Source organism: Jeotgalibaca sp. A127, from assembly GCF_052266745.1.
In the GTDB taxonomy this organism is placed as follows: Bacteria; Bacillota; Bacilli; order Lactobacillales; family Aerococcaceae; genus Jeotgalibaca.
In genome coordinates, this window is record NZ_JBQPRC010000003.1 from 53655 (window position 1) to 75118 (window position 21464).

Here is a 21464-nt window from a genome sequence, read left to right on the forward strand (position 1 = left end):
CCAAAGCTATTTTTGCTTTTCTTATAGTCAATGAACGTGGTGGTTCTAATGTAGGTAAGTGAATAGCGGTGAATTAAATCGGCACACTGAAGTACCGAGCTTCTGGGACCACCCTTAAAGCGCGCCCTGAACGAAAACTCCAAGGGCTTGCTGCAAAAAGAAATGGACTTCAATCAAGTCGATCAAGCGTCAGTTTCTTAGGTCTCCAACGAGCGAAACAATATCCAGCGCGAAATTCTTGGCTTACCAGACACCGCTAGAGTTATTTTTTGAGTTACCTAAATGAATCCATTTTGTCTAGCTTACACTGACAAATCAAACATTATAAAAAAGTCAATCATGCTTTATCAAATATTTCTAAATATTTACGATGTTTCGAGGCTCACCTTTTAAAAACGCCAAGGCATTTTCAAAAACGATTTGCGCCCTCAGTACCATGGCTTCATCAGTCAGGAAACCAACATGAGGCGCTAATACAGCATTTTTGGCATCCAATAATGGATAATCCAACGGTAGAGGCGGTTCCATATCAAACACATCAATACCTGCCCCAGCAATAGCACCCGCATTTAAAGCCTCAGCAAGGGCTTTATTATCAATAACTGGACCTCTAGCAGTGTTGATAATGATTGCAGTCTTTTTCATTTTGGAAATCATTTCTTTAGAGATAATACCGCGTGTGTCCTCCGTCAATGGCAAATGAACGGAAATGATGTCACTTTCTGCCATTACAGTCTCCAAGTCGTGATAAGTCAAACCTAATTGTTTCGCCTCTTCATGCTCGGTGCGGTTATAGCCTATCAGTGTTCCTCCGAAGGCCTTATAAAGTTCCGCTGTTTTCGTTCCTAGTTGCCCTGTCCCGATGATACCGATTGTTTTCCCTTTGATTTCACGACCTTGGAAAGGTCCCGGGAAATTTGCTTGGCGAATGGCTGCATCCCCTGCGGTAAGTCCACGATAAACATCCAACGTCAAGCCAATAGCGAGTTCCGGAACAGATTGAACCGAATAGCCTGCCGCATTGGCAATTTTAATTTCTTTATCTTTTGCAGTTTTTGCATCAACGTGATCCACACCTGTGAAAGCAACGTTGATAAGTTTTAGATTATTAGATGCTTCAATAACCTCAGCCGGATAAGGGTTATTGGCAATCATGACAATATCCGCATCCTTACTGCGCTCTATTAATTCTTTTGTATCTGTTGTTTTATTATCATAGTAGACAAACTCATGCCCCATATCAATGAGAGGCTTTGCCAGTTCATCAATCATTTCCTTTGAAACACGTAATGGTTCTAATAATTTAATAATCATTCCATCCACCCTTTCAACGTACTACTTCCATTGTCCGCAAGTTTCCCTTTTTTTGCAAGCGCGATAACTCCCAAGGTTGATGACAATCGTAATTCTTTTCGGATAAACATGGTATATGCAAAAAAACCAGCCCAGGAATTCCCGGAACTGGTTCATTTATTAAGACAATCTTTCTTTGAATTCCTCATAACCGAATTCTTTGATTGTTTGGACTGTACCATCTGTTTTCAACAAACGAATGGAGGGCAAGGCGATACCATTGAAGGTATTGTTTTTAACCATCGAGTAAATGGCCATGTCGGTAAAGACGAATTTGTCGCCGACCTTCAAAGGTTCATCGAAGGAGTAATCCCCAATGATGTCTCCTGTCAAACAGGTATTACCGCCAAAGCGATAAGAGTAAGTTTTTTCTCCGATTTCCCCACTGTCAATAATGACCGGACGGTAAGGAACTTCCAGGACATCAGGCATGTGACAAGTTGCGGATGTATCCAAAATCCCGATATTGATATCATTGTGGACGACTTCTAATAAGGAAGAAACCAGGTAGCCTGCATTAAGGGCAATTGCTTCTCCAGGCTCTATATAGACTTCCAGCCCAAATTCATTTTGCATGCGTTTAATGCAACGCTCCAACTTTTCAATATCATATCCATCGCGGGTTATATGGTGTCCGCCCCCGAAATTGATCCATTTCATTTGGGGTAAATACTTACCAAATTTTTCAATGATGATATCCAGCGTTGATTCTAAATCTTCTGAATCCTGTTCGCATAAGGTATGGAAGTGGAGACCTTCTATTCCATCCAGTGAATCTTCTCTAAAATTATCAATTGTTACGCCAAACCGAGACCAGGGTGCACAGGGGTCATATAAAGCGTGATTACCCTGGGTGGAATGTTCAGGATTGATACGAATCCCGCAGCTTGCTTTCCCTTTGATTTTGTTCTTGTATTTCTCCCATTGGGCAAAGCTATTGAAAACAATATGATCACAAATTTCCAAAATTTCATCAAATTCATGTTCCATATAGGCTGGGGCGAAAATGTGATTCTCACCCTGCATCTCTTCATGTCCCAAACGCGCTTCGTACAACCCGCTAGCAGTTGCACCACTAATGTATCGGCGAATCAGCGGGTATGTGGCAAAGGCGGAGTAAGCTTTTTGTGCCAACAAAACGTGGCAGCCGGTCCGCTCTTCCAAGCCGCGTAGAATGGTCAAGTTATCGATTAACTTCTGTTCGTCAATGACATAACTTGGCGTTTGAACTTGTTGTAATATATCTAGTCGGTTCATTAATCAACCAACACCGGATTGAAATCTTCTTGCCATGGCAGACCCCACTTGTTCAAGGCATCCATGAATGGATCTGGATTAAATTCCTCGATGTTATAAACACCGGCGCCTTGCCAAGTACCAGTCATAATCATCATGGCGCCAATCATTGCCGGTACACCAGTTGTATAGCTGACTGCTTGCGAACCAACTTCTTTATAAGCTTCTTCATGGTCGCAAACATTGTACACGTAGTAAGTAACATCTTTGCCATCTTTTTTCCCTTGCATGATGCAACCAATGTTGGTCTTCCCTTTCGTGCGAGGTCCCAAAGAAGCTGGATCAGGCAAGACAGCTTTCAAAAATTGCAATGGCACAATCTGTTTGCCTTCGAATTCGATGGGCTCAATACTCGTCATGCCAACATTTTCCAAACATTTTAGATGTGTCAAATAACTTTCTCCGAAAGTCATGAAGAAGCGGATTCGCTTGATGCCTTTGATATTTAAAGCCAGCGATTCTAGTTCTTCATGGTGTAAGAGGTACATATCTTTTTCACCGACCTGGTCGAAATTGTAGCTACGCTTAATTTCCATTGGTTCAGTTTCAACCCACTCACCATTCTCCCAATAACTACCATTTGCACTGACTTCGCGGATATTAATTTCTGGGTTGAAGTTGGTCGCGAATGGATAACCATGGTCGCCACCGTTACAGTCCAAGATATCGATGTAGTTGATTTCATCGAAATAATGTTTCATCGCATAAGCAGAGAACACTCCCGTTACACCAGGGTCAAAGCCACTTCCCAACAAAGCCGTAATGCCCGCTTCTTCGAAGCGTTTTTTGTATTCCCATTGCCATTTGTATTCAAATTTCGCTATATCGGTAGGTTCATAATTTGCTGTATCCACATAATGGGTCTTCGTTTGTAAACAGGCTTCCATGATCGTTAAATCTTGATATGGTAATGCCAAGTTCAAGACAACTTCAGGTTGGAATTCATTGATCAATGTGACCAATTCATCAACGTTATCCGCATCCACTTGTGCTGTGTGGATAACGGTTTTTGTTTTACCTTCTAAATCTGCTTTGATTTTGTCGCACTTTGATTTTGTGCGGCTTGCAATCATAATTTCCTCAAATACTTCACTGTTTTGTGCACATTTGTGCGCTGCTACAGAAGCAACGCCGCCTGCACCGATAATCATACATTTACCCATTATTTCATCTCCTTATTTGTATTTAAAGCGAGTAGTAACTCACGTAACGTTTTACATGCCGTTGCAGTGGAGGCCCCACTTGCATCCAGTTTTGGTGATAATTCATTGATGTCTGCCCCAACTATGTTCAACGGCGCCACTGTCAAAATTCCTTTTAACAATTCATTGAAGGTAATGCCACCTGCTTCCGGTGTTCCCGTTCCAGGGAAAACGGAAGGATCTAGCACATCAAAATCAATCGTCAAATAAACGGGTTTCCCTTCCAACTGGGAAACGATATCTTCCAAAGTATCCAAAGTGAATTTTTCCGTGTAGACATGGTCCTTACCCCATTCAAATTCACTGCGGTCACCGGAACGAATCCCGAATTGGAAAATGCGGCCATCCCCGATAATATCCCAGCAACGATGGATGACGCACGCATGGGACAACTGTTGTCCCAAATAATCATCTCGCAAATCGGCATGGGCATCAAACTGGATAATATGCAAATCCGGGTATTTTTCCGCAACAGCACGCACCGCTCCCAAGGTAACCAAGTGCTCGCCTCCGATCATGACCGGCAGCTTGCCATCCACCAATATACGGGCCGTATAATCCGTAATCATATCCAATGCTCGTTCAGGTCCACCAAATGGTAATTCTAATTCACCACCATCAAATACATGGATATCCAACAAATCCTTATCCTGATAAGGACTGTACGTTTCGATACCAAAACTCTCAGAACGCATTTCCTTTCCGGCAAAGCGAGTACCCGGACGATAGGATGTCGTACTGTCATAAGGAGCACCGAAAATGACAAGTTCTGCTTCTGAGTATTCACTTTCACAACCAATAAAGGTTTCGATATTTCTATTCAACATCTGTCAATAAGTCCTCCACATAGTTCGGCAATGCAAACGAACCGCAGTGCAGAGCCGGATTATAATATTTCGTTTTTAGTCCCAATGCATCCCATTTTGCGCCATCCAAATCTTTCAACGGATGGAAAGATTTAGATGCAAATCCAAACAACCAGTGCCCGGAAGGATAAGTAGGAATATGTGCTTGATAGACTTTAGCAATCGGAAAAGATTCTATGATGCGTTTATGTGCACGTTGCATGGCAATGGCATCATTTTGGTAAAAGGGACTCTCATGTTGATTCACCATGATACCCGCTTCATTCAGGGCTTTGAAACAATTGCCATAAAATTCTTTTGTAAATAACCCTTCGCCCGGTCCAAACGGATCTGTCGAATCGACAACAATCAAATCATATTCATTTTCAAACTTCCGCACGAACTTCAAGCCGTCTTGAAAGTGTAAATGGACCCGGGGATCATCAAAAGCACAGGCCGTTTGTGGCAAATATTTTACACATACGTCCACAACTTCTTCGTCGATTTCAACCATATCGATATGTTCGATTGTTTCATAGCGCGTTAATTCGCGAATAACCCCACCATCGCCGGCACCGATGACCAGTACTTTTTTAATAGCAGGATTTACTGCCATCGGTACATGGACAATCATTTCGTGATAAATAAATTCATCTTTTTCCGTTAACATCATGAATCCATCCAAGGTCAAAAAACGTCCGAATTCCGGTGAATGAAAGACATCAATGCGTTGAAATTCACTTTGACCGCTATACAACTGTTGGTCCACTTTAATTGATAATTTTACGTTTTTCGTATGAAACTCGTTGTACCATAAATCCATTCTCATACCTCCTCCAACACATTCAGACGTTCAATATTCATATCTTCTGCACCGGTCATAAAACAACCTTTTGCTTTGGCATAGACGATATAATCAACAATTTCTTGGGTAATTTCTTCTCCTGGAGCCAAGACTGGTATTCCGGGCGGATAAGCCATCACAAATTCATTGCAGACCCGTCCGACTGTTTCGGCTAAAGGTAAAGAAACGATTTTATCGGCATAGAAAGCTACTTGTGGGGTGGTCTTCACGATCGGATTGATATAGTCATGGTCAATCATACCCGCTTTATCTTTTTTGTAACGACGGCGGATTTCAGACAAAGCACCGACTAAACGCTCTAAATCGCGTTCCCGGTCCCCAACTGAAACATAAGCCAACAGGTTGCCCATATCTCCGAATTCGGCCTGTATGTCATATTCATCCCGCAGCAAGTCATACACTTCAACACCGGCCAATCCGGTCTCAAACGTGTTGATGGATAGCTTGGTGCGGTCAAAATCATAAATGGTGTCACCATCGATAATTTCGTCGGAGTATGCGTAGTAATCACCAATTTCGTTGATTTCTTTGCGGGCATATTCGACAAGTTCAAGCACTTTATCAAAAATCCCCTGACCGTTCAGAGCCAGATTTTTACGGGATAAATCCAGACTTGACATCAGCAGATAGGAACCACTTGTTGTCTGGGTCAAGTTGATGGTCTGGCGTACATGACCGACATTCATTTTTTCACCAATCAATAAGAAGGAGCTTTGTGTCAACGACCCGCCCGATTTATGCATCGATACGCTGGCCATGTCCGCCCCTACCTCCATAGCTGTTGCAGGGAGTTTATCACTGAAATAAAAATGGGTGCCGTGCGCCTCATCCACCAAAACCAACATTCCTTTGCTGTGCGCATAGTCGGTAATTTCCTTCAAGTTGGAGCAAATGCCGTAATAGGTCGGATTGTTGACAAAAACGGCTTTTGCATCCGGATGTGCTTCAATCGCTTTTTTTACGTCTTCAACCGCCATCCCTAAAGATATTCCCAAACGTTTATTGGTACCAGGGTTCACATAAACGGGCTCAGCACCATTCAACACCATGGCATTGATCACAGAGCGATGGACATTACGTGGCAAAATGATTTTTTCGCCACGTTTTGTGGCCGCAAAAACCATGGCTTGAACAGACGAAGTTGTACCCCCCACCATCAAGAAAGCATGGGCTGCCCCAAATGCATCGGCTGCCAGTTTTTCGGATTCATGAATAACCGAGACCGGATGAGTCAAGTTATCAAGTGCCTTCATCGAGTTGACATCAATGCTCATGGTTTTCTCACCCAAGAACTTTGTCAATTCGGGATTGCCTCGGCCACGTTTGTGCCCGGGAACATCGAATGGGACTAAGCGATTATGCTTCATTTCGTTTAGAGCTTCCATGATCGGTGCTCGTGATTGGTCAAGTTTGTACATTTCAACCTCCTAAATAAATGTTGCTGCCACTAAAAATTTCTATCATTTCCTGGCGCAAATTGGTCATAATTTCCATGCGTTTTTTTGGATCAATTTCATAAACATCGGATTTGAATAAATAATTTTGTAAATCCATTTCTTTAACCAACATTTTGGTGTGGAAAATATTATTTTGATAGACATTCACATCAACTGTGTCATATTTTTGCAGGATTTCATCGTCGATATAGTCCTGGATTGAAGTTATTTTGTGGTCGATATATAGTTTTTGACCGGTTACATCTCTTGTGAATCCTCTGACTTTATAATCCATGGTGATGATGTCAGAATCAAAGCTACCGATTAAAAAATCCAACGTACTGAGCGGAGTGATTTCACCGCATGTGGCAACATCAATATCCACTCGGAAAGTAGCAATACTTTTTTCCGGATGAAATTCCGGATAGGTGTGGACTGTCACGTGGCTCTTATCAAGGTGCCCGACAATTGTTTCGCCATCCATATTTGCCCGCATGCTCTCTTCAGCAACCAGAATTGTGACACTCGCGCCTTGCGGGTCATAATCCTGCTTCGAGATATTCAAAACGGTTGCACCAATCATCTCTGTCAGCTGAGTCAAAATATGTGTCAAACGCTCTGAGTTATATTGTTCATCAATATAAGCGATATAGTCGCGTTGTTCGCGTTCGGTTTTTGCGTAACAAACGTCATAGATATTAAAACTTAATGACTTTGTTAAATTATTGAATCCATACAGCTTTAATTTCTGGTCCATCTCACTACTCCATCCACAAAATTTTTACATAAAAAAACACAAGTGCGCTGGTAAAGTACCGTTCACACTTGTGTTATCCGTTTCAACATTTCACAAATAGACCGACAGGCAGAAAATATGCGTGTCGTTATATTTGGGATCAGAGTCTATATAGCAAGAATTACTTTTACTACTCTTATTGATTTCACAAGTGGGTATGCTAGCAGCACACGGTTTATAGTAACCAACTTATAAAAGTTCAATAAGGCAACAGAAGTTGCCGTTAACCGGCATTTGACCGAGCTGTCCGTATGGCTATAATTTCTTACGAAATGGTCAAAAATTCTTGGGAGATTAATTTCCTAATCTCGAGTTTTTATTTTACATTTTTTTTGGGGGATTGCAATACATTTTTTTATTTTTTGTAAGGATTTCTGAAAATTCCAAATAAAAAAACAGAGAGCCAATGCTCTCTGTTTTTGTATATCTTTAATTATTCCCACTCGATGGTTGCTGGTGGCTTGCTCGTAATATCATACACGATACGGTTAACGTGTTTTACTTCGTTAACGATACGGCGTGAGATAAGATCCAATACTTCGTAAGGGATACGTGCCCACTCTGATGTCATACCGTCTACTGAGTTTACTGCACGAATACCAATAGTGTAGTCATAAGTACGGCCATCGCCCATCACGCCAACACTTCTGATACCTGGCAGAACTGTGAAATATTGCCAAACATCGCGGTCTAAACCAGCATTCTTGATTTCTTCCCGAAGAATGAAATCAGACTCGCGAACGATTTCCAATTTTTCTTCCGTGATTTCACCAAGGACACGAATCCCTAGACCTGGTCCTGGGAATGGTTGACGCCAAACGAGACTTTCAGGCATACCTAATTCAATACCAAGCGCACGAACTTCATCCTTGAACAAGGTATTCAAAGGTTCGATTAATTTAAATTGCATATCTTCTGGCAAACCACCCACGTTATGGTGAGACTTGATAGTTTGCGCTGTATCAGTACCGCTCTCGATGACATCAGAATAGATTGTTCCTTGAGCCAAGAATTCAATACCATCAAGTTTAGTTGCTTCATCATCAAATACATTGATGAATTCAGAACCGATAATTTTACGTTTTTTCTCTGGATCAGCAACGCCTGCCAATTTAGACATGAAGCGGTCTTTGGCATCCACTTTAATGATGTTCAATCCAAATTTACCAGAAAGACTTTCCATTACCGCTTCTGCTTCGCCCTTGCGCAATAAACCGTGGTCAACAAAAATACATGTCAATTGGTCTCCAATCGCACTGTGTAACAATACCCCAACTACTGAGGAATCCACACCACCAGAAAGCGCCAAGAGCACCTTCTTGTCCCCAACTGTTTCGCGAATTTTATCTACTTCGAAATCGATAAAATTAGCCATAGACCAATCGCCTTTACAGCCACAAATGTCAAACGCGAAATTACGCAACATTTCGTTGCCATGAATAGAATGGCGTACTTCTGGATGGAATTGAACGCCATAAAATTGACGTTCTACATTCGAGAATGCCGCTACTGGACACTGCGCATTTGTAGCAGTAACTTCAAAACCAACAGGAATATCGGTAATCAAATCACCATGGCTCATCAAAACAGTTTCAGTTCGTTCTAACCCCGAAAATAGTGGATCAGTCGTCCGTAAAATTTCAATATCTGATTTACCATATTCACGTTTAGCAGCTTTCTCTACTGTTCCACCAAATTGAGTAGTCATTAATTGCATACCATAACAAACGCCCAGTATCGGCAATCCTAAATCATAGATTGCAGGATCGACTGCAAATGAACCTTCTGCATAGACACTATTCGGTCCGCCTGAGAAAATAATCCCTTTCACGTTTCCTAATGCCATGATTTTTTCAGCACTTGTCTTATGAGACAGTAACTCTGAATAAACGCCGAATTCGCGGATACGACGTGTCAACAGTTGGTTATACTGGCTTCCAAAGTCCAATACAATTATTTTTTCAACACTGCTAATTTCTGTAGTCATGAATATGTTTCCCTCCAGTTAATACTTTTTAATATTCAAATAATCAATATGATGGTTATCTGTTTTATGGATAATCAAATCTGCTCGGGTCATGGTTGGTGCAATAAACTCTTGTAAGTTTTTCAAGTTCACACTTTTCCAAACACCACGAGCCATTGCAATTGCTTCTTCCCTATCGCCAATGGCATAATTATAGTAATAATTATCCGGTTGCCCTTGGGCCAAATCCATCAACATTTCGAACCTTTCAATGTACCATTTTTCGATATTCTCGACTTCAGCATCCACGTAGATGGAAAAATCAAAAAAATCGCTCGCATAGATTTGTTGATTGGAAGGAAGTTGAAGAACATTTATTCCCTCCACAATTAAAATATCGGGTTCGTGAATAACATTGAATTCATCAGAAATGACGTCATAAATTCGGTGAGAATAAACCGGGTACTTGACGTTGGGCTTACCTATTTTAACATCTAAAAGAAACTGAATCAATTTCTCCATATCATAACTTTCTGGAAACCCTTTACGATTCAAAATACCCCGCTTGATCAATTCAGCATTGGGATAGAGAAAGCCGTCTGTTGTCAACATCCCAATTGTCTTGTCAGGGTAGAATTTTCCAAGCAAATTTTGTAACACACGGGCAGTTGTACTCTTTCCTACAGCTACACTACCAGAAACGCCAATAATCATCGGAGCTGGTTCATATGGGCGATCTAGAAACAAACTTTTCACTCGTCTTAGATTACGATAATTTTTTGCATACAGATCAATTACCTCGACCAATGGCAAGTAAATGTCTTTCACGTCAGCGAGTGACAACTTATCATTCAATGAAATAAGACTTTCCAGTTTGTCTTCCGACAAAATTGGCACATCTTCTTGATGAAAGTTTTTCCACTCATTACGATTGATTTGGTAATAATTACTATTTGGAATCATCCTGAATCCTTTCCGGCAATTTGAATTTTTGCTTATTGTATCATAGATTGGGATATAAAAACTATAAACTTTAGTCAATCTCCTACTTTTTCATACACAAGTTTTTTATATTAAATTTTCCCAATATTGCGGTTAAGTTTTCTTAAATTAGTACAAGTTTTGTTTACTTTGTGTTGTTCTTTGCTAGAATTAGGATATAAAAACAGAATATTAAGAAGCGGTGGAGATGATATTGAATAATAAACAAAAATATCTTGAACTTTGGGGAGACTTGGTCAGCTCCAAGGACTTGATCCAAGCTATTATCCTATCAGGCGGGCTAACAATGGTCGGCTATTTTGTTGCGCCATCTGGTGATACGACTAGACAGTTGTTTTTTGGTCTGGGCGGTGCTGTATTGGCTATGGTAATTAACTCCATTACGATTAAGCCCAAACGAGATATCCAACAAAGTAAAAATCGGGAGGGAAAATAGAATGGATATGATCGTATTATTTCAGATGATACTTGCTTCAATTGGAGCGACTATTCTATATACAATCATCGGGTTTATACCTGGCACGGATGAAACTGCAGTGTTGATGCCTATAACTTTGGCGGTTGTTCTGTCTGGCGTCCACCCTATTGTGGTCCTGACTTTCTTTATATCGGCGATTATATCTTTGAATTTGATGAATGCCATGCCAACATTGGTCGTTGGTTTGCCGGGCGGTGTTTTATCAACGCCAATGATTGAGCATGCGATGACCATGAAAAAAGCTGGTTTGACCCATGAGAACATTCGTAAATCTGCTGCTGGGTCATTGATTGGGGTTGCAATAGCCGTTCCGACCAGCTTATTGATTGCGAACCTCATTGCGCCACATGCTGAAATCATCAAACAATACGCAAGCATATTGTTCGTGATTGGTGCCATTTTCCTATCTTTAATGGGAAAAGCAAAGCTTCTATCAATTGCCATGATCATTCCTTTGGCTATGTTGTTTCAAAGCTTGCGTACCATTTACTGGGACTTGGGGATAGTATCACCAGATAAAAATGTGACGACTTCATTTTTCCTGGGCATCACAGTAGGACCCTTATTAGTGAGTCTACTTTCATTCCTAACGAAAACAACACGTGAGGGTGCTGAAACAAGTTCGCTCAAAGAAACATTGATCCCATCATTATCAAATGCTGGATTAACCTTTAATCCCTTCAAAATTATTAAAAAAGATGAGTCCATCAGCGCGGCCTTATCTTCTTTATTTTCAACTTTCCTATTTGTTCTAAGTCCTGTTGGCATCATTATTTTATTTGGTGAAATAGTAGGAAAACGGAAAAAAGATTCTTTGGAAAAAGCAAGTACATCCATTATTACAATGAGTGCTTTAGCGCAGTCAACCTATTTGTCGGGAATTATCATTTGTGTGGTTGCTTTGGGAATTCCGTTATCCCCAGCTGCGATTGGACCTGGTGGCGCGTTGTTCACTGCCCCACCTGTATTCTCAATGGAAAACAATATCCACCACACACTGACACAAGGTGAATTCACGCTGGCGATTCTTTTAGGTGCCGGCCTTTCTATCGGTTTGGTTTATTATCTATCTTTACGCTATGCAACCCAAATCACAACATTTGTCTTGACTAAGATTCCCCATGAGGCCGTGCTTGGTCTGTTTATTGGCTTGGTACTCCTATTGGCTTATATGGATGCTGGATTATTGAATGTTTTCGGGGTTATGCTAATTGGTTTTATCTGTGGGAATCTGAATCGCCTCGGCATGAACTATGGGATTCAATTCATGACGTTATATGCTGCGCCATTTATTTTGTCATGGTTTATGCGCTAACAAATTTTAAGTTAAAGGAAGATGTCACATGTATGAAAAACACGCAAAAGGTTTGTCCCATGGAAAAATAATTCTCATGGGCGAACACGCGGTTGTCTATGGGGAACCTTCAATCGCTCTTCCCTTTCCAGCTGTCGAAGTTGTTGCAACGGTTGCACCTGCAACTGACGCGACAATTATTGATTGCTCTTATTACAGCGGGATAGCAGAAGATATGCCTGAAATTCTTCAAAGTTTAAAAACGGCTATTGAGACGGCCCTGAAAAGCATTGGTAAAGAAAAAGAAGCTTTAGCTATTTCAATTTCAAGCTCCATTCCTCCAGAAAGAGGCATGGGTTCGAGTGCAGCCGTTTCAGTAGCTGTTACACGTGCTATTTACAATTATTTCGATAAAGATTTAACACACGAGACACTATTAAAATTAGTAGATGTTTCTGAAAAAGTTGCGCACGGAAATCCGAGTGGTCTGGACGCTGTAACCACAAGTGGTGAGCACCCTGTATTCTATCGCAAAGGGCAACCTTTTACGGAATTTGAATTACAACTAGATGGCTACTTAATTGTGGGCGATACGGGAGTTACCGGTCAAACGAAAGCTGCAGTTGGAAGTATTGCTGAACGTCTTAACACAGACACCAAGTTACAGACGGAAAATGAAATTCACCAATTAGGCAAATTGGCAGAAAAAGCCAAACATTATCTAGAAACAAACCAGCCACAAAAATTAGGTGAAGCAATGGATAACGCTCATCTCCTATTAAATGATCTTGGGGTATCCAGTAAAGAATTAGACCAGTTAGTGGCTGCAGCAAAATCAGCGGGTGCTCTCGGTTCTAAATTAACGGGTGGTGGCCGCGGTGGTTGTATGATCGCCCTAGCAGCTACTGAAGCGGAAGCAAAAAACATCGCTCGTATTTTGGAAGAAAAAGGTGCTGTTAAGACCTGGATTACTTATTTAAATCAGGAGGTGACTGTGTGAGTAAAGCCGCAGTAAGAGCACATACCAACATCGCCCTGATCAAATATTGGGGAAAAGCAGATGAAGAACTTTTCCTCCCCATGAATAGCAGTCTGTCATTAACTTTGGACGGTTTGTATACCGATACATTTGTTGAAATTTCAGATGCTTTCACCGAAGATCAATTCAGATTGAATGGACAGCTGCAGTCAGAAAAAGAAACGGCTAAAATATCACATTTCCTGGATTTGTTTCGTAAAGAAGCGAATAGGAATGAATTCATCCATGTTGATAGTGTGAACCACGTCCCCACCGCAGCTGGCCTCGCCTCGTCAGCATCTGCTTTTGCTGCATTAGCAGGTGCACTAAATATGGCCATGGGATTAAACATGGATCTGCAGACATTATCTACTTTTGCCAGACGTGGCTCTGGAAGTGCAACCCGCAGTTTGTTTGGCGGTTTCGTCGAATGGCAAAAAGGATCCTCTTCAAAGGATTCAATGGCTATTCCTGTAGATGATGCTGATTGGGATATCGGTATGGTTATCGTCGCAGTCAATAAATCTGCAAAAAAAATATCCAGCCGCTTAGGAATGAAACAAACGGTTGAAACCTCCCCCTTCTATCCAGCTTGGGTAGAATCTGCAGAAAAAGATTTAGTCGCCATAAAAAAAGCGATCCAGGTACAAGATTTTGAGAAATTAGGCCAAATCACGGAACACAGCGCAATGAAAATGCATGGGTCAATGATGGGCGCAGCGACCCCTATTATTTACTTTGAACCGGATAGTATAAAAGCGATACAAGCGGTTCGAGAGTTGCGGGAACAAGGGATTTTATGTTATGTTACCATGGATGCTGGTCCAAACGTGAAGGTATTATGCCGTTTGTCAGAAGCTGAAAAAATTAAAGAAAAACTAACTGCGTATTTTTCAACCGAACAATTATTAATCAGCGGTCCGGGAAAGGGAATTCGTTCCTTAACTCCTGAAGAAGCTGCTGAGTATGATTGGTCGCTCACGTAGAAAGGAAGAGAACATTGATAAAAGCTAGTGCACCGGGGAAATTATTTATTGCAGGTGAATATGCCGTCGTAACAAATGCTCACCCTGCTATCCTTGTAGCCGTTAACCAATTTATAACGGTCTCTTTAGAGGAAGCAATCGGTGAAGGGTCGATTCACTCCACGTTGAATGGTGGATTGCCTGTTCCGTGGACAAGGCAAGATGGCGCACTTTATATCGATGAACGTGAAAATCCTTTTATTTATATTACACAGGCAGTGAAAGTAACCGAAGAATATATAAAAGAGCAACAAAAGGAATTAGTCTTTTTCCACCTTTCGGTCGAAAGTGAATTGGATAACGCCAAGGGAAAAAAATACGGACTTGGTTCTAGTGGTGCTGTAACGGTAGCTACCATTAAAGCACTCTTGAAATTTTATGGCGTTCCATTCACTCCGGAATTCGTCTACAAATTAGCAAGTTTGGCCCATCTTTCTGTTAAGAGCAATGGTTCTTTCGGGGATATTGCTGCAAGCTGTTATACAGGCTGGATTGCTTATACTTGTTTCGATCGAGAATGGGTGAAGCAAAAATTAGAAGAAGTCACACTTACAGAATTATTAGCAATGGATTGGCCGGATTTGATGATTCGTCGGCTATCAGTACCCACAAGTTTAAAATTGCTGATAGGATGGACTGCGAGCCCTGCTTCTACTGCGCACTTGGTCGATAAGGTAAACAATAAACGTCAAGATATGGCGGATTTTTTTCCACAATTTTTACGTGAAAGTAAAAGTGTTGTTCAAAAATTAATTGAGGCATTTGACCAAAGTAATGTCAGCGCCATTAAAGATGGGATTCGCAAAAACCGTGCTCTCTTGCGCTCTTTAGCGGAAAAAACGGGTATTTCCATCGAAACTCCTTTGTTGGAGAAATTAATCGAAACCGCTGAGAAATTTGGCGGAGCTTCCAAAAGTTCCGGTGCTGGGGGCGGTGACTGTGGAATTGTATTAATTGATAACCCAGGAGCGATACCACTGTTGTTCAGTGAGTGGGAAGCAGATGGAATTCATCCATTGCCATTAGAAGTTTATCAAGAAGATTAAGGGGGTTCTACATGAACATCGATTCAAAACGTAAAGACGAGCATGTTGAATTGGCGGAGAAGCAATATCAAACTGCCAGTCAATCAGATTTCCAGAAAATACGGTTCGTTCATCACTCATTTCCACAAATTAAAACAGATGATGTTTCTTTGGCTTCACATATGCTCGGGCATGACATGCCCCTTCCCTTTTACATCAATGGGATGACTGGTGGAAGTGATAAAACCAAAGACATCAATGCGCGACTGGCTGAAGTGGCCAAAGAGTTAAATTTAGTGATGGCTTCAGGTTCAGTGAGTGCCGCCATTAAACATCCGGAATTATCTGATAGCTTCCGGGTTATTCGCGAAGTAAACCCGAATGGCTTCGTATTGGCTAACGTGGGGGCACATCATTCGGTCGAAAATGCCAAACGAGCAGTTGCCATCCTGGAGGCAAACGCCTTACAAATTCATGTAAACGCACCTCAGGAATTGGTCATGCCCGAAGGAGATCGGGACCTTTCAATGTGGCTAAACCAAATCGAGCAAATCGTTGCGAACGTTGGTGTTCCTGTTATGGTCAAGGAAGTTGGTTTCGGAATGAGCCGTGAGACCGTTCAACAATTAATTAACGTTGGTGTTGAATGGGTGGATGTTTCCGGCCGTGGCGGAACAAACTTCGCAGCCATCGAAAATGCGCGCCGTACCACTTTCTCCTACGATGATTTAGAAAATTGGGGCCAATCCACAGTGATTTCCTTACTAGAAGCACATGACATGGCTGATGATGTTCATCTCCTTGCTTCTGGTGGCGTTAAGTCCCCTTACGATATTATTAAAGCATTGAGTTTGGGTGCAGAAGCTGTTGGTCTATCTGGACAATTTCTCCATATGGTCGTAAATGACGGCCCAGAAAAAACAATTGAAACAGTGGAAGCCTGGAAAGAAAAGATGATTGCCATCATGACTTTGTTAGGCAAAACTTCAGTTAAAGAATTACAAAAAACTGATTTAATCTTCCAAAGAGATATTATCGATTGGTGCGATATGCGCGGTATTGATTATCGCAAGTTCAGTAAACGCTCAAATTAAGAAAACGCGAACCTCATAAAGCGGTTCGCGTTTTTTTGTATTTAAGTAAGCCAGACCAATAAGGCAATTGACAAAACGCCACCCAAGATAGAATAAATCATGCTTTTGGTTTTATAAGCTATGATGACTGTTACGACGGAGGGAATAAGTTTTAGATTAGACAAGCTATCAAGGTTTAAATAATCTTCCCAAAAAAATACATCCGTTGCAATAAGGGCAGCAAAAATTGAAATAGGTAGATACCCCATCCATTTCTGGAACCAAGTCGGTAATTGTGCATCTTTAAAAGCTAGTATCGGTAGAAAACGCGGGAGATAGGTTACGATGGCCGATCCCAAAATAATAATAAGGATATCACGACTCATGAACGATACCCTCCTTTCGGTTCTTAATGATTTCCAGTGCAAGACCAAACAAAGAAGCCAATATGGAAGCAATTAAAATAGCAATTCCATTTTGTAGCAACATCTTCATCAAAACCGCAATAACGAGTCCAAACAACCCGGTCCAAACCATGATTTTATTCTCCATTTGAGAAACCAATAAATATATAAACATCGCAGTTAAGACATACGTCATGACAACCGTTGAAACTTCGAATGCATTACCTAGTAGCGAACCAGCGACTGTACTTACCACCCAAGCCAACCAAGCCGTAATACTCGCGGCAACTCCTTTTTGTGGCGTCCATTTTGGATCCAACTTGAATTTGAGCGTATTAACCGCAAAAGATTCATCAGTTATCACGTGGGCAAACATCATATTGAAAAGTGTTGATTCTTTATTCAGCCTCTGTGCAAAGGTGGAACTCATTAATAAATGCCTTAGATTAATAAAAAATACCATTGTTATGATTTCAAAAACGGCTGCTCCGCTCAAAGTCATGGAAGCAATCAAAAATTGAGAAGCCCCTCCATAAACAAGCAAACTAGCCAAAAAAACTGCTATTGCATTAAAACCGGATTGTTGAAGAACAATGCCACATGCTAATCCCAAAGGAATATAACTGATGCTAACTGGAAAAATAGTTTTTATTCCGGCTAGCCACTCCTCTTTTTTCAAAGTGATAACCTCCTCATTAAAATTTAATATTTCTATCATAACATATTATCATCCATTTAATAGAGCTGTTTTTTTACTTTTCAACTGTAATCTCTTACAATTGAGTTAGGAAAGGATGTGGGATAATGTATGATTTAGATAATCTGGAAATTGCCCTGCGCTTACTCGTAGCGGTGGCTTTAGGCTTTGCGGTGGGTGTGGAGCGTGAACGGAAAAACCAATCAGCAGGAATTCGTACAAATATCATTGTCTGTGTTTCTGCTTGCATCCTTACTATCATTCAAGTTGAATTGTCCTATATTATTATCAGAATGGTTCTTGATAATCCTGAATTAGCGGGAAGCATAAGTACCGATTTTTCGCGGATTGTAGCTCAAATCGTAAGTGGAATCGGATTCCTGGGCGCAGGAGCGATTATCACCACCCAGGTTGATAAAGTTTCAGGACTCACGACCGCCGCAACTATTTGGGCCGTTTCTGGATTAGGAATTGCGGTAGGGTTTGGTTATTATTTTTTGGCAGTCACAACGACCATGATTCTCGTAGCGGTTTTATATTTACTTAAATTAGTAACTAAACCAGGCGATAAATATATCTTAGATATCAAAATGACTAATCGGGAACAAATCAAAGAAATACGGGAACTTTTTACCTTATACAATCTCCGAACAACAGATGAAGATTTTGAAATGACACGCGTAAATGATGAACCCGTTTATCATTTTACATTTACCGTTTATATTCCTAAAAAAATTGAACCCAGTGATTTGATTACTGAGTTCTTGTCAATCGGCGAATCAATTGTCGGAATTTCATTTAAAGATTAAAAAGGATGTGCCTGCGAACTACTCGGGCACATCCTTTTTTACTATTTTGTTATGATCTTATGAACGAGGGTTGGTTCTACACGGTTTTGACCATAGTGATATGCTTGTTGGACCATTTCCTCTGCTTCAGCTGTTTTTTCACTATTGGCATAAAGGGTTACAATGCTCTCGCCTTTTTCAACGAAGTCTCCCACTTTTTTATGCAATATGAGTCCTGCCGCCAAGTCAATCACCGACTCCTTAGTCGCTCTACCTGCTCCCAGTTTCATGGCCGCAACACCAATATCATCTGCAGTAATTTCTGTCACATAGCCCGTTTCAGTAGCCAATACCTCTTTCTTAAAGCTAGCTTGAGGCATTAATGCATAATTATCCACTACATCTGGATTACCATCTTGTGCGGACAAAAACACCTTGAACTTTTCTAATGCTTCACCATTCGTTAATTTCTCTTTGAGTAATGCTTTCGCAGCCTCCAGGCTCTCAGCGCCCCCACCCAGGTAGACCATCTGGGAACCAAGCTCAAGACAAAGTTCCTCTAAGTCTTCTGGACCATTACCTTTTAAGGTTTCAATGGCTTCTTCTACTTCCAAAGCATTCCCGACTGCACGTCCTAAAGGTTGGCTCATATCAGAGATAATAGCCATGGTTTTTCTGCCCGCCAGATTGCCTATCGAAACCATAGCGTGGGCCAAGTTTTCAGCATCTTCAGGTGTCTTCATGAATGCCCCTGCTCCAACTTTTACATCCAATACAATCGCGTCAGCTCCAGAAGCGATTTTTTTACTCATGATTGAACTGGCAATTAATGGAAGTGAGTTAACCGTTCCCGTTACGTCACGCAATGCATATAGTTTCTTGTCAGCGGGAGTCAAATCGCCTGACTGACCCACAACCGCAACCTTATTTTCATTTACAAGTTCCATAAATTTCTCTTCCGATATTTCAACATGGAACCCCGGTACAGACTCCAGTTTATCGATAGTGCCACCAGTATGACCCAAGCCACGACCACTCATTTTAGCGACTGGGACCCCGGTACTTGCCACAAGTGGTGCCAAAACTAAAGTTGTTGTATCACCAACTCCGCCAGTAGAATGTTTATCGACTTTTATACCTTCGATGTCAGAAAGATCAATTTGATCGCCTGACTCTGCCATTGCCATAGTCATTTCCATTCGCTCATTATCAGTCATGTCCTGAAAATAAACAGCCATTGCAAAAGCACTCATTTGATAATCCGGTATGGTCCCGTCTGTAAATCCTTCAATCACAAAGCGAATCTCTTCTTTTGATAATTCCTTACCTTGTTGTTTTTTTACAATTAAATCAACCATACGCATACATATCAGCTTCCTTTCAGAATATTTATCTCGCTACCGCAATATCTTGAACGCCATCATTTCTTCCGACCAATACACGGGTTACCATGTCCAAAAACAACCCATGTTCGACAACGCCGACCATTTGGTTTAGCTCACGTTCAAGAGCGTGTGGGTCTTCAATCTTATCCATGTGCAGGTCGATGATATAGTTATCTTCATCAGTCAAATAAAAACTATCATCTTCATTTTTACGGAAAGTTGGTTTATAGCCTTTACCTGCAAGTTGATTAAATACTTGTTGGGACCCATATTTAATGACTTCCAGCGGTAATGGGAATGCCCCTAATTTTTCTACCATCTTGCTGTCATCCACAATCCAAATAACTTCTTTCGAATTTGAAGCAACGATTTTTTCAATCAGGTGTGCACCACCGCCGCCTTTAATGCCTTGGAAGTCGCTACTGATTTCATCTGCACCGTCTACGGTAATATCGATGTGATCAACATCGTCGATATTTTTTAAGGTAATTCCCAAGCCCAATGCTTGTTCTTTCGTGCGTTTCGAAGTCGTAACACCAATTATATCCAGACCTTCATCCTTAACACGGCGACCGATTTCCTCCACAAAATAATAAGCCGTTGATCCAGTTCCTAAACCAACAACCATTCCTGATTCAATGTATTCAGCTGCCTTTAAACCTACTGCCTTTTTTAGTTCCATGTTATCCATTCCCCTTAAACTTATTGCTTTCATTATAGCATAGCGCTTTCGTGCCAGAATAAAATATAGATTAGAAATGCGACTATTCGCCGGATTTTTGATATAATCAATGATGAGTTTATTCATAGATCGGGAGGAAAAGGTATGGCAAATACATTTCGTAGCGTTTTCGATATAATCGGACCCATCATGGTAGGGCCATCCAGTTCCCATACTGCTGGTGCATTGGCACTTGGAAAGGCAGCAGCCCAATTATTCGGCATGTTGCCAAAAAAAATTACAATCCAATATTATGAATCTTTTGCGGATACCCATTTAGGTCATGGCACTGATTTTGCAATTTTGGGAGGTATATTGGGACTTAACGCGGATGATCCCATGCTCCCTAATGCAGTGAAAATGGCTGAATCACAGCAAATAGAGGTACATTTCATAGAAGAGAAAGTCCCTTCTCCGGTCGGCCATCCTAATACAGCCCGGATGACGCTGGAGCGGGATGATTTGCGCATTGTCGCCACCGGTAGTTCAGTTGGTGGTGGAACCATTGCGTTGAATCAAGTGGAAATGGCAGAATTTCCAATGACAATAGATGGTTACCTCCCGCTTTATTTCATCAAACAAAATAGCCATCATCTTGGTTTATTCAAGATGGAAGATTGGGAAGATTTTTTTAAAAAACACGGCTATCATTTAACAGATATCCGCATCTTCCGTGAAGACGAACTTGAATGGGTCATCCTCTACATGGAAACCACCCCTTCAAGTCTGATGATTTCAGAAATAAATAATATGCCGTTTATAGAACAGGCGATTTTAATCAAGTAGGAGGATGAA

At 41.2% G+C, this 21464-nt stretch carries 21 protein-coding genes and 1 pseudogene; 9 read left to right on the forward strand and 13 right to left on the reverse strand.

What is annotated here, in order from left to right; all coding sequences use genetic code 11:
• Positions 1-105: 105 nt before the first annotated feature.
• Positions 106-311: pseudogene (locus ACTVAI_RS04280) on the forward strand (IS30 family transposase); the annotation flags it as partial.
• A gap of 46 nt (positions 312-357) precedes the next feature.
• On the opposite strand, the gene ACTVAI_RS04285 reads toward ACTVAI_RS04280, so the two are convergent.
• The 9 genes from ACTVAI_RS04285 to coaA all read right to left on the reverse strand — a co-directional run bounded on the left by ACTVAI_RS04285 (position 358) and on the right by coaA (position 10722).
• The gene (locus ACTVAI_RS04285; RefSeq protein ID WP_443485965.1) at positions 358-1314 is read right to left on the reverse strand and encodes an NAD(P)-dependent oxidoreductase; all 957 of its coding nucleotides are present in this window, start codon (positions 1312-1314) and stop codon (positions 358-360) included.
• Between the two features lie 159 nt (positions 1315-1473).
• The gene (gene nspC, locus ACTVAI_RS04290; protein ID WP_443485966.1) at positions 1474-2610 is read right to left on the reverse strand and encodes a carboxynorspermidine decarboxylase; all 1137 of its coding nucleotides are present in this window, start codon (positions 2608-2610) and stop codon (positions 1474-1476) included.
• On the reverse strand, positions 2610-3812 hold the full coding sequence (locus tag ACTVAI_RS04295) for a saccharopine dehydrogenase family protein (RefSeq protein ID WP_443485967.1): 1203 nt from the start codon (positions 3810-3812) through the stop codon (positions 2610-2612). Before ACTVAI_RS04295 ends, nspC begins: the two co-directional genes overlap by 1 nt.
• On the reverse strand, positions 3812-4678 hold the full coding sequence (gene speB, locus ACTVAI_RS04300; protein ID WP_443485968.1) for an agmatinase: 867 nt from the start codon (positions 4676-4678) through the stop codon (positions 3812-3814). Before speB ends, ACTVAI_RS04295 begins: the two co-directional genes overlap by 1 nt.
• Entirely contained in the window at positions 4668-5519 is an 852-nt protein-coding gene (gene speE / locus ACTVAI_RS04305) for a polyamine aminopropyltransferase (RefSeq protein ID WP_443485969.1), read from the reverse strand. The genes speB and speE overlap by 11 nt, the downstream gene beginning before the upstream one ends.
• A gap of 2 nt (positions 5520-5521) precedes the next feature.
• Positions 5522-6979 (reverse strand): aminotransferase class I/II-fold pyridoxal phosphate-dependent enzyme, encoded by a 1458-nt coding sequence (locus tag ACTVAI_RS04310; protein WP_443472866.1) that lies wholly within the window; start codon positions 6977-6979, stop codon positions 5522-5524.
• A gap of 1 nt (position 6980) precedes the next feature.
• Entirely contained in the window at positions 6981-7754 is a 774-nt protein-coding gene (gene speD / locus ACTVAI_RS04315) for an adenosylmethionine decarboxylase (RefSeq protein ID WP_443485970.1), read from the reverse strand.
• A gap of 472 nt (positions 7755-8226) precedes the next feature.
• Positions 8227-9780 carry a glutamine-hydrolyzing GMP synthase gene (guaA, locus tag ACTVAI_RS04320; protein WP_443472864.1) on the reverse strand — a complete coding sequence of 518 codons (1554 nt, stop codon included), beginning with the start codon at positions 9778-9780 and terminating at the stop codon, positions 8227-8229.
• Between the two features lie 18 nt (positions 9781-9798).
• Positions 9799-10722, reverse strand: coding sequence for a type I pantothenate kinase (gene coaA, locus ACTVAI_RS04325; protein WP_443472863.1), 924 nt, complete (start codon positions 10720-10722; stop codon positions 9799-9801).
• A 232-nt stretch (positions 10723-10954) separates the two neighbouring features.
• On the opposite strand from coaA, the gene ACTVAI_RS04330 reads away from it, so the two are divergent.
• From ACTVAI_RS04330 to fni, 6 genes are read left to right on the forward strand one after another with little or no spacing between them, the layout of a single operon-like run.
• A complete protein-coding gene (locus tag ACTVAI_RS04330; RefSeq protein WP_443472862.1) occupies positions 10955-11197 on the forward strand; it encodes a hypothetical protein in 243 nt (80 codons plus the stop codon).
• Between the two features lies 1 nt (position 11198).
• Positions 11199-12554 (forward strand): tripartite tricarboxylate transporter permease, encoded by a 1356-nt coding sequence (locus ACTVAI_RS04335; RefSeq protein ID WP_443472861.1) that lies wholly within the window; start codon positions 11199-11201, stop codon positions 12552-12554.
• A 28-nt stretch (positions 12555-12582) separates the two neighbouring features.
• Positions 12583-13533 (forward strand): mevalonate kinase, encoded by a 951-nt coding sequence (gene mvk, locus ACTVAI_RS04340; protein WP_443472860.1) that lies wholly within the window; start codon positions 12583-12585, stop codon positions 13531-13533.
• The gene (gene mvaD, locus ACTVAI_RS04345) at positions 13530-14537 is read left to right on the forward strand and encodes a diphosphomevalonate decarboxylase (protein ID WP_443485971.1); all 1008 of its coding nucleotides are present in this window, start codon (positions 13530-13532) and stop codon (positions 14535-14537) included. Before mvk ends, mvaD begins: the two co-directional genes overlap by 4 nt.
• Before the next feature lie 14 nt (positions 14538-14551).
• On the forward strand, positions 14552-15622 hold the full coding sequence (locus ACTVAI_RS04350) for a phosphomevalonate kinase (RefSeq protein ID WP_443472858.1): 1071 nt from the start codon (positions 14552-14554) through the stop codon (positions 15620-15622).
• Between the two features lie 11 nt (positions 15623-15633).
• On the forward strand, positions 15634-16695 hold the full coding sequence (gene fni, locus ACTVAI_RS04355) for a type 2 isopentenyl-diphosphate Delta-isomerase (protein WP_443485972.1): 1062 nt from the start codon (positions 15634-15636) through the stop codon (positions 16693-16695).
• Between the two features lie 41 nt (positions 16696-16736).
• Here fni and ACTVAI_RS04360 read toward each other — a convergent pair whose 3' ends face one another.
• Both ACTVAI_RS04360 and ACTVAI_RS04365 read right to left on the reverse strand, forming a co-directional pair.
• Positions 16737-17060: an AzlD domain-containing protein gene (locus ACTVAI_RS04360; RefSeq protein WP_443485973.1), complete on the reverse strand. Its 324-nt coding sequence runs from the start codon at positions 17058-17060 to the stop codon at positions 16737-16739.
• Positions 17050-17796, reverse strand: coding sequence for an AzlC family ABC transporter permease (locus tag ACTVAI_RS04365; RefSeq protein ID WP_443485974.1), 747 nt, complete (start codon positions 17794-17796; stop codon positions 17050-17052). The genes ACTVAI_RS04360 and ACTVAI_RS04365 overlap by 11 nt, the downstream gene beginning before the upstream one ends.
• A gap of 86 nt (positions 17797-17882) precedes the next feature.
• Here ACTVAI_RS04365 and ACTVAI_RS04370 point away from each other — a divergent pair, with 86 nt between their 5' ends.
• Positions 17883-18584 carry an MgtC/SapB family protein gene (locus tag ACTVAI_RS04370; protein WP_443485975.1) on the forward strand — a complete coding sequence of 234 codons (702 nt, stop codon included), beginning with the start codon at positions 17883-17885 and terminating at the stop codon, positions 18582-18584.
• A gap of 41 nt (positions 18585-18625) precedes the next feature.
• Here the strand turns inward: ACTVAI_RS04370 and ACTVAI_RS04375 are convergent, their stop codons facing one another.
• The gene (locus tag ACTVAI_RS04375; protein WP_443485976.1) at positions 18626-19927 is read right to left on the reverse strand and encodes a pyrimidine-nucleoside phosphorylase; all 1302 of its coding nucleotides are present in this window, start codon (positions 19925-19927) and stop codon (positions 18626-18628) included.
• A gap of 25 nt (positions 19928-19952) precedes the next feature.
• Positions 19953-20639, reverse strand: coding sequence for a ribose-5-phosphate isomerase RpiA (gene rpiA, locus ACTVAI_RS04380; RefSeq protein WP_443485977.1), 687 nt, complete (start codon positions 20637-20639; stop codon positions 19953-19955).
• A gap of 135 nt (positions 20640-20774) precedes the next feature.
• Between rpiA and ACTVAI_RS04385 the strand changes: the two genes are divergently transcribed.
• Positions 20775-21455, forward strand: a complete 681-nt coding sequence (locus ACTVAI_RS04385) for a serine dehydratase beta chain (RefSeq protein WP_443485978.1) — start codon at positions 20775-20777, stop codon at positions 21453-21455.
• Positions 21456-21464: the final 9 nt, after the last annotated feature.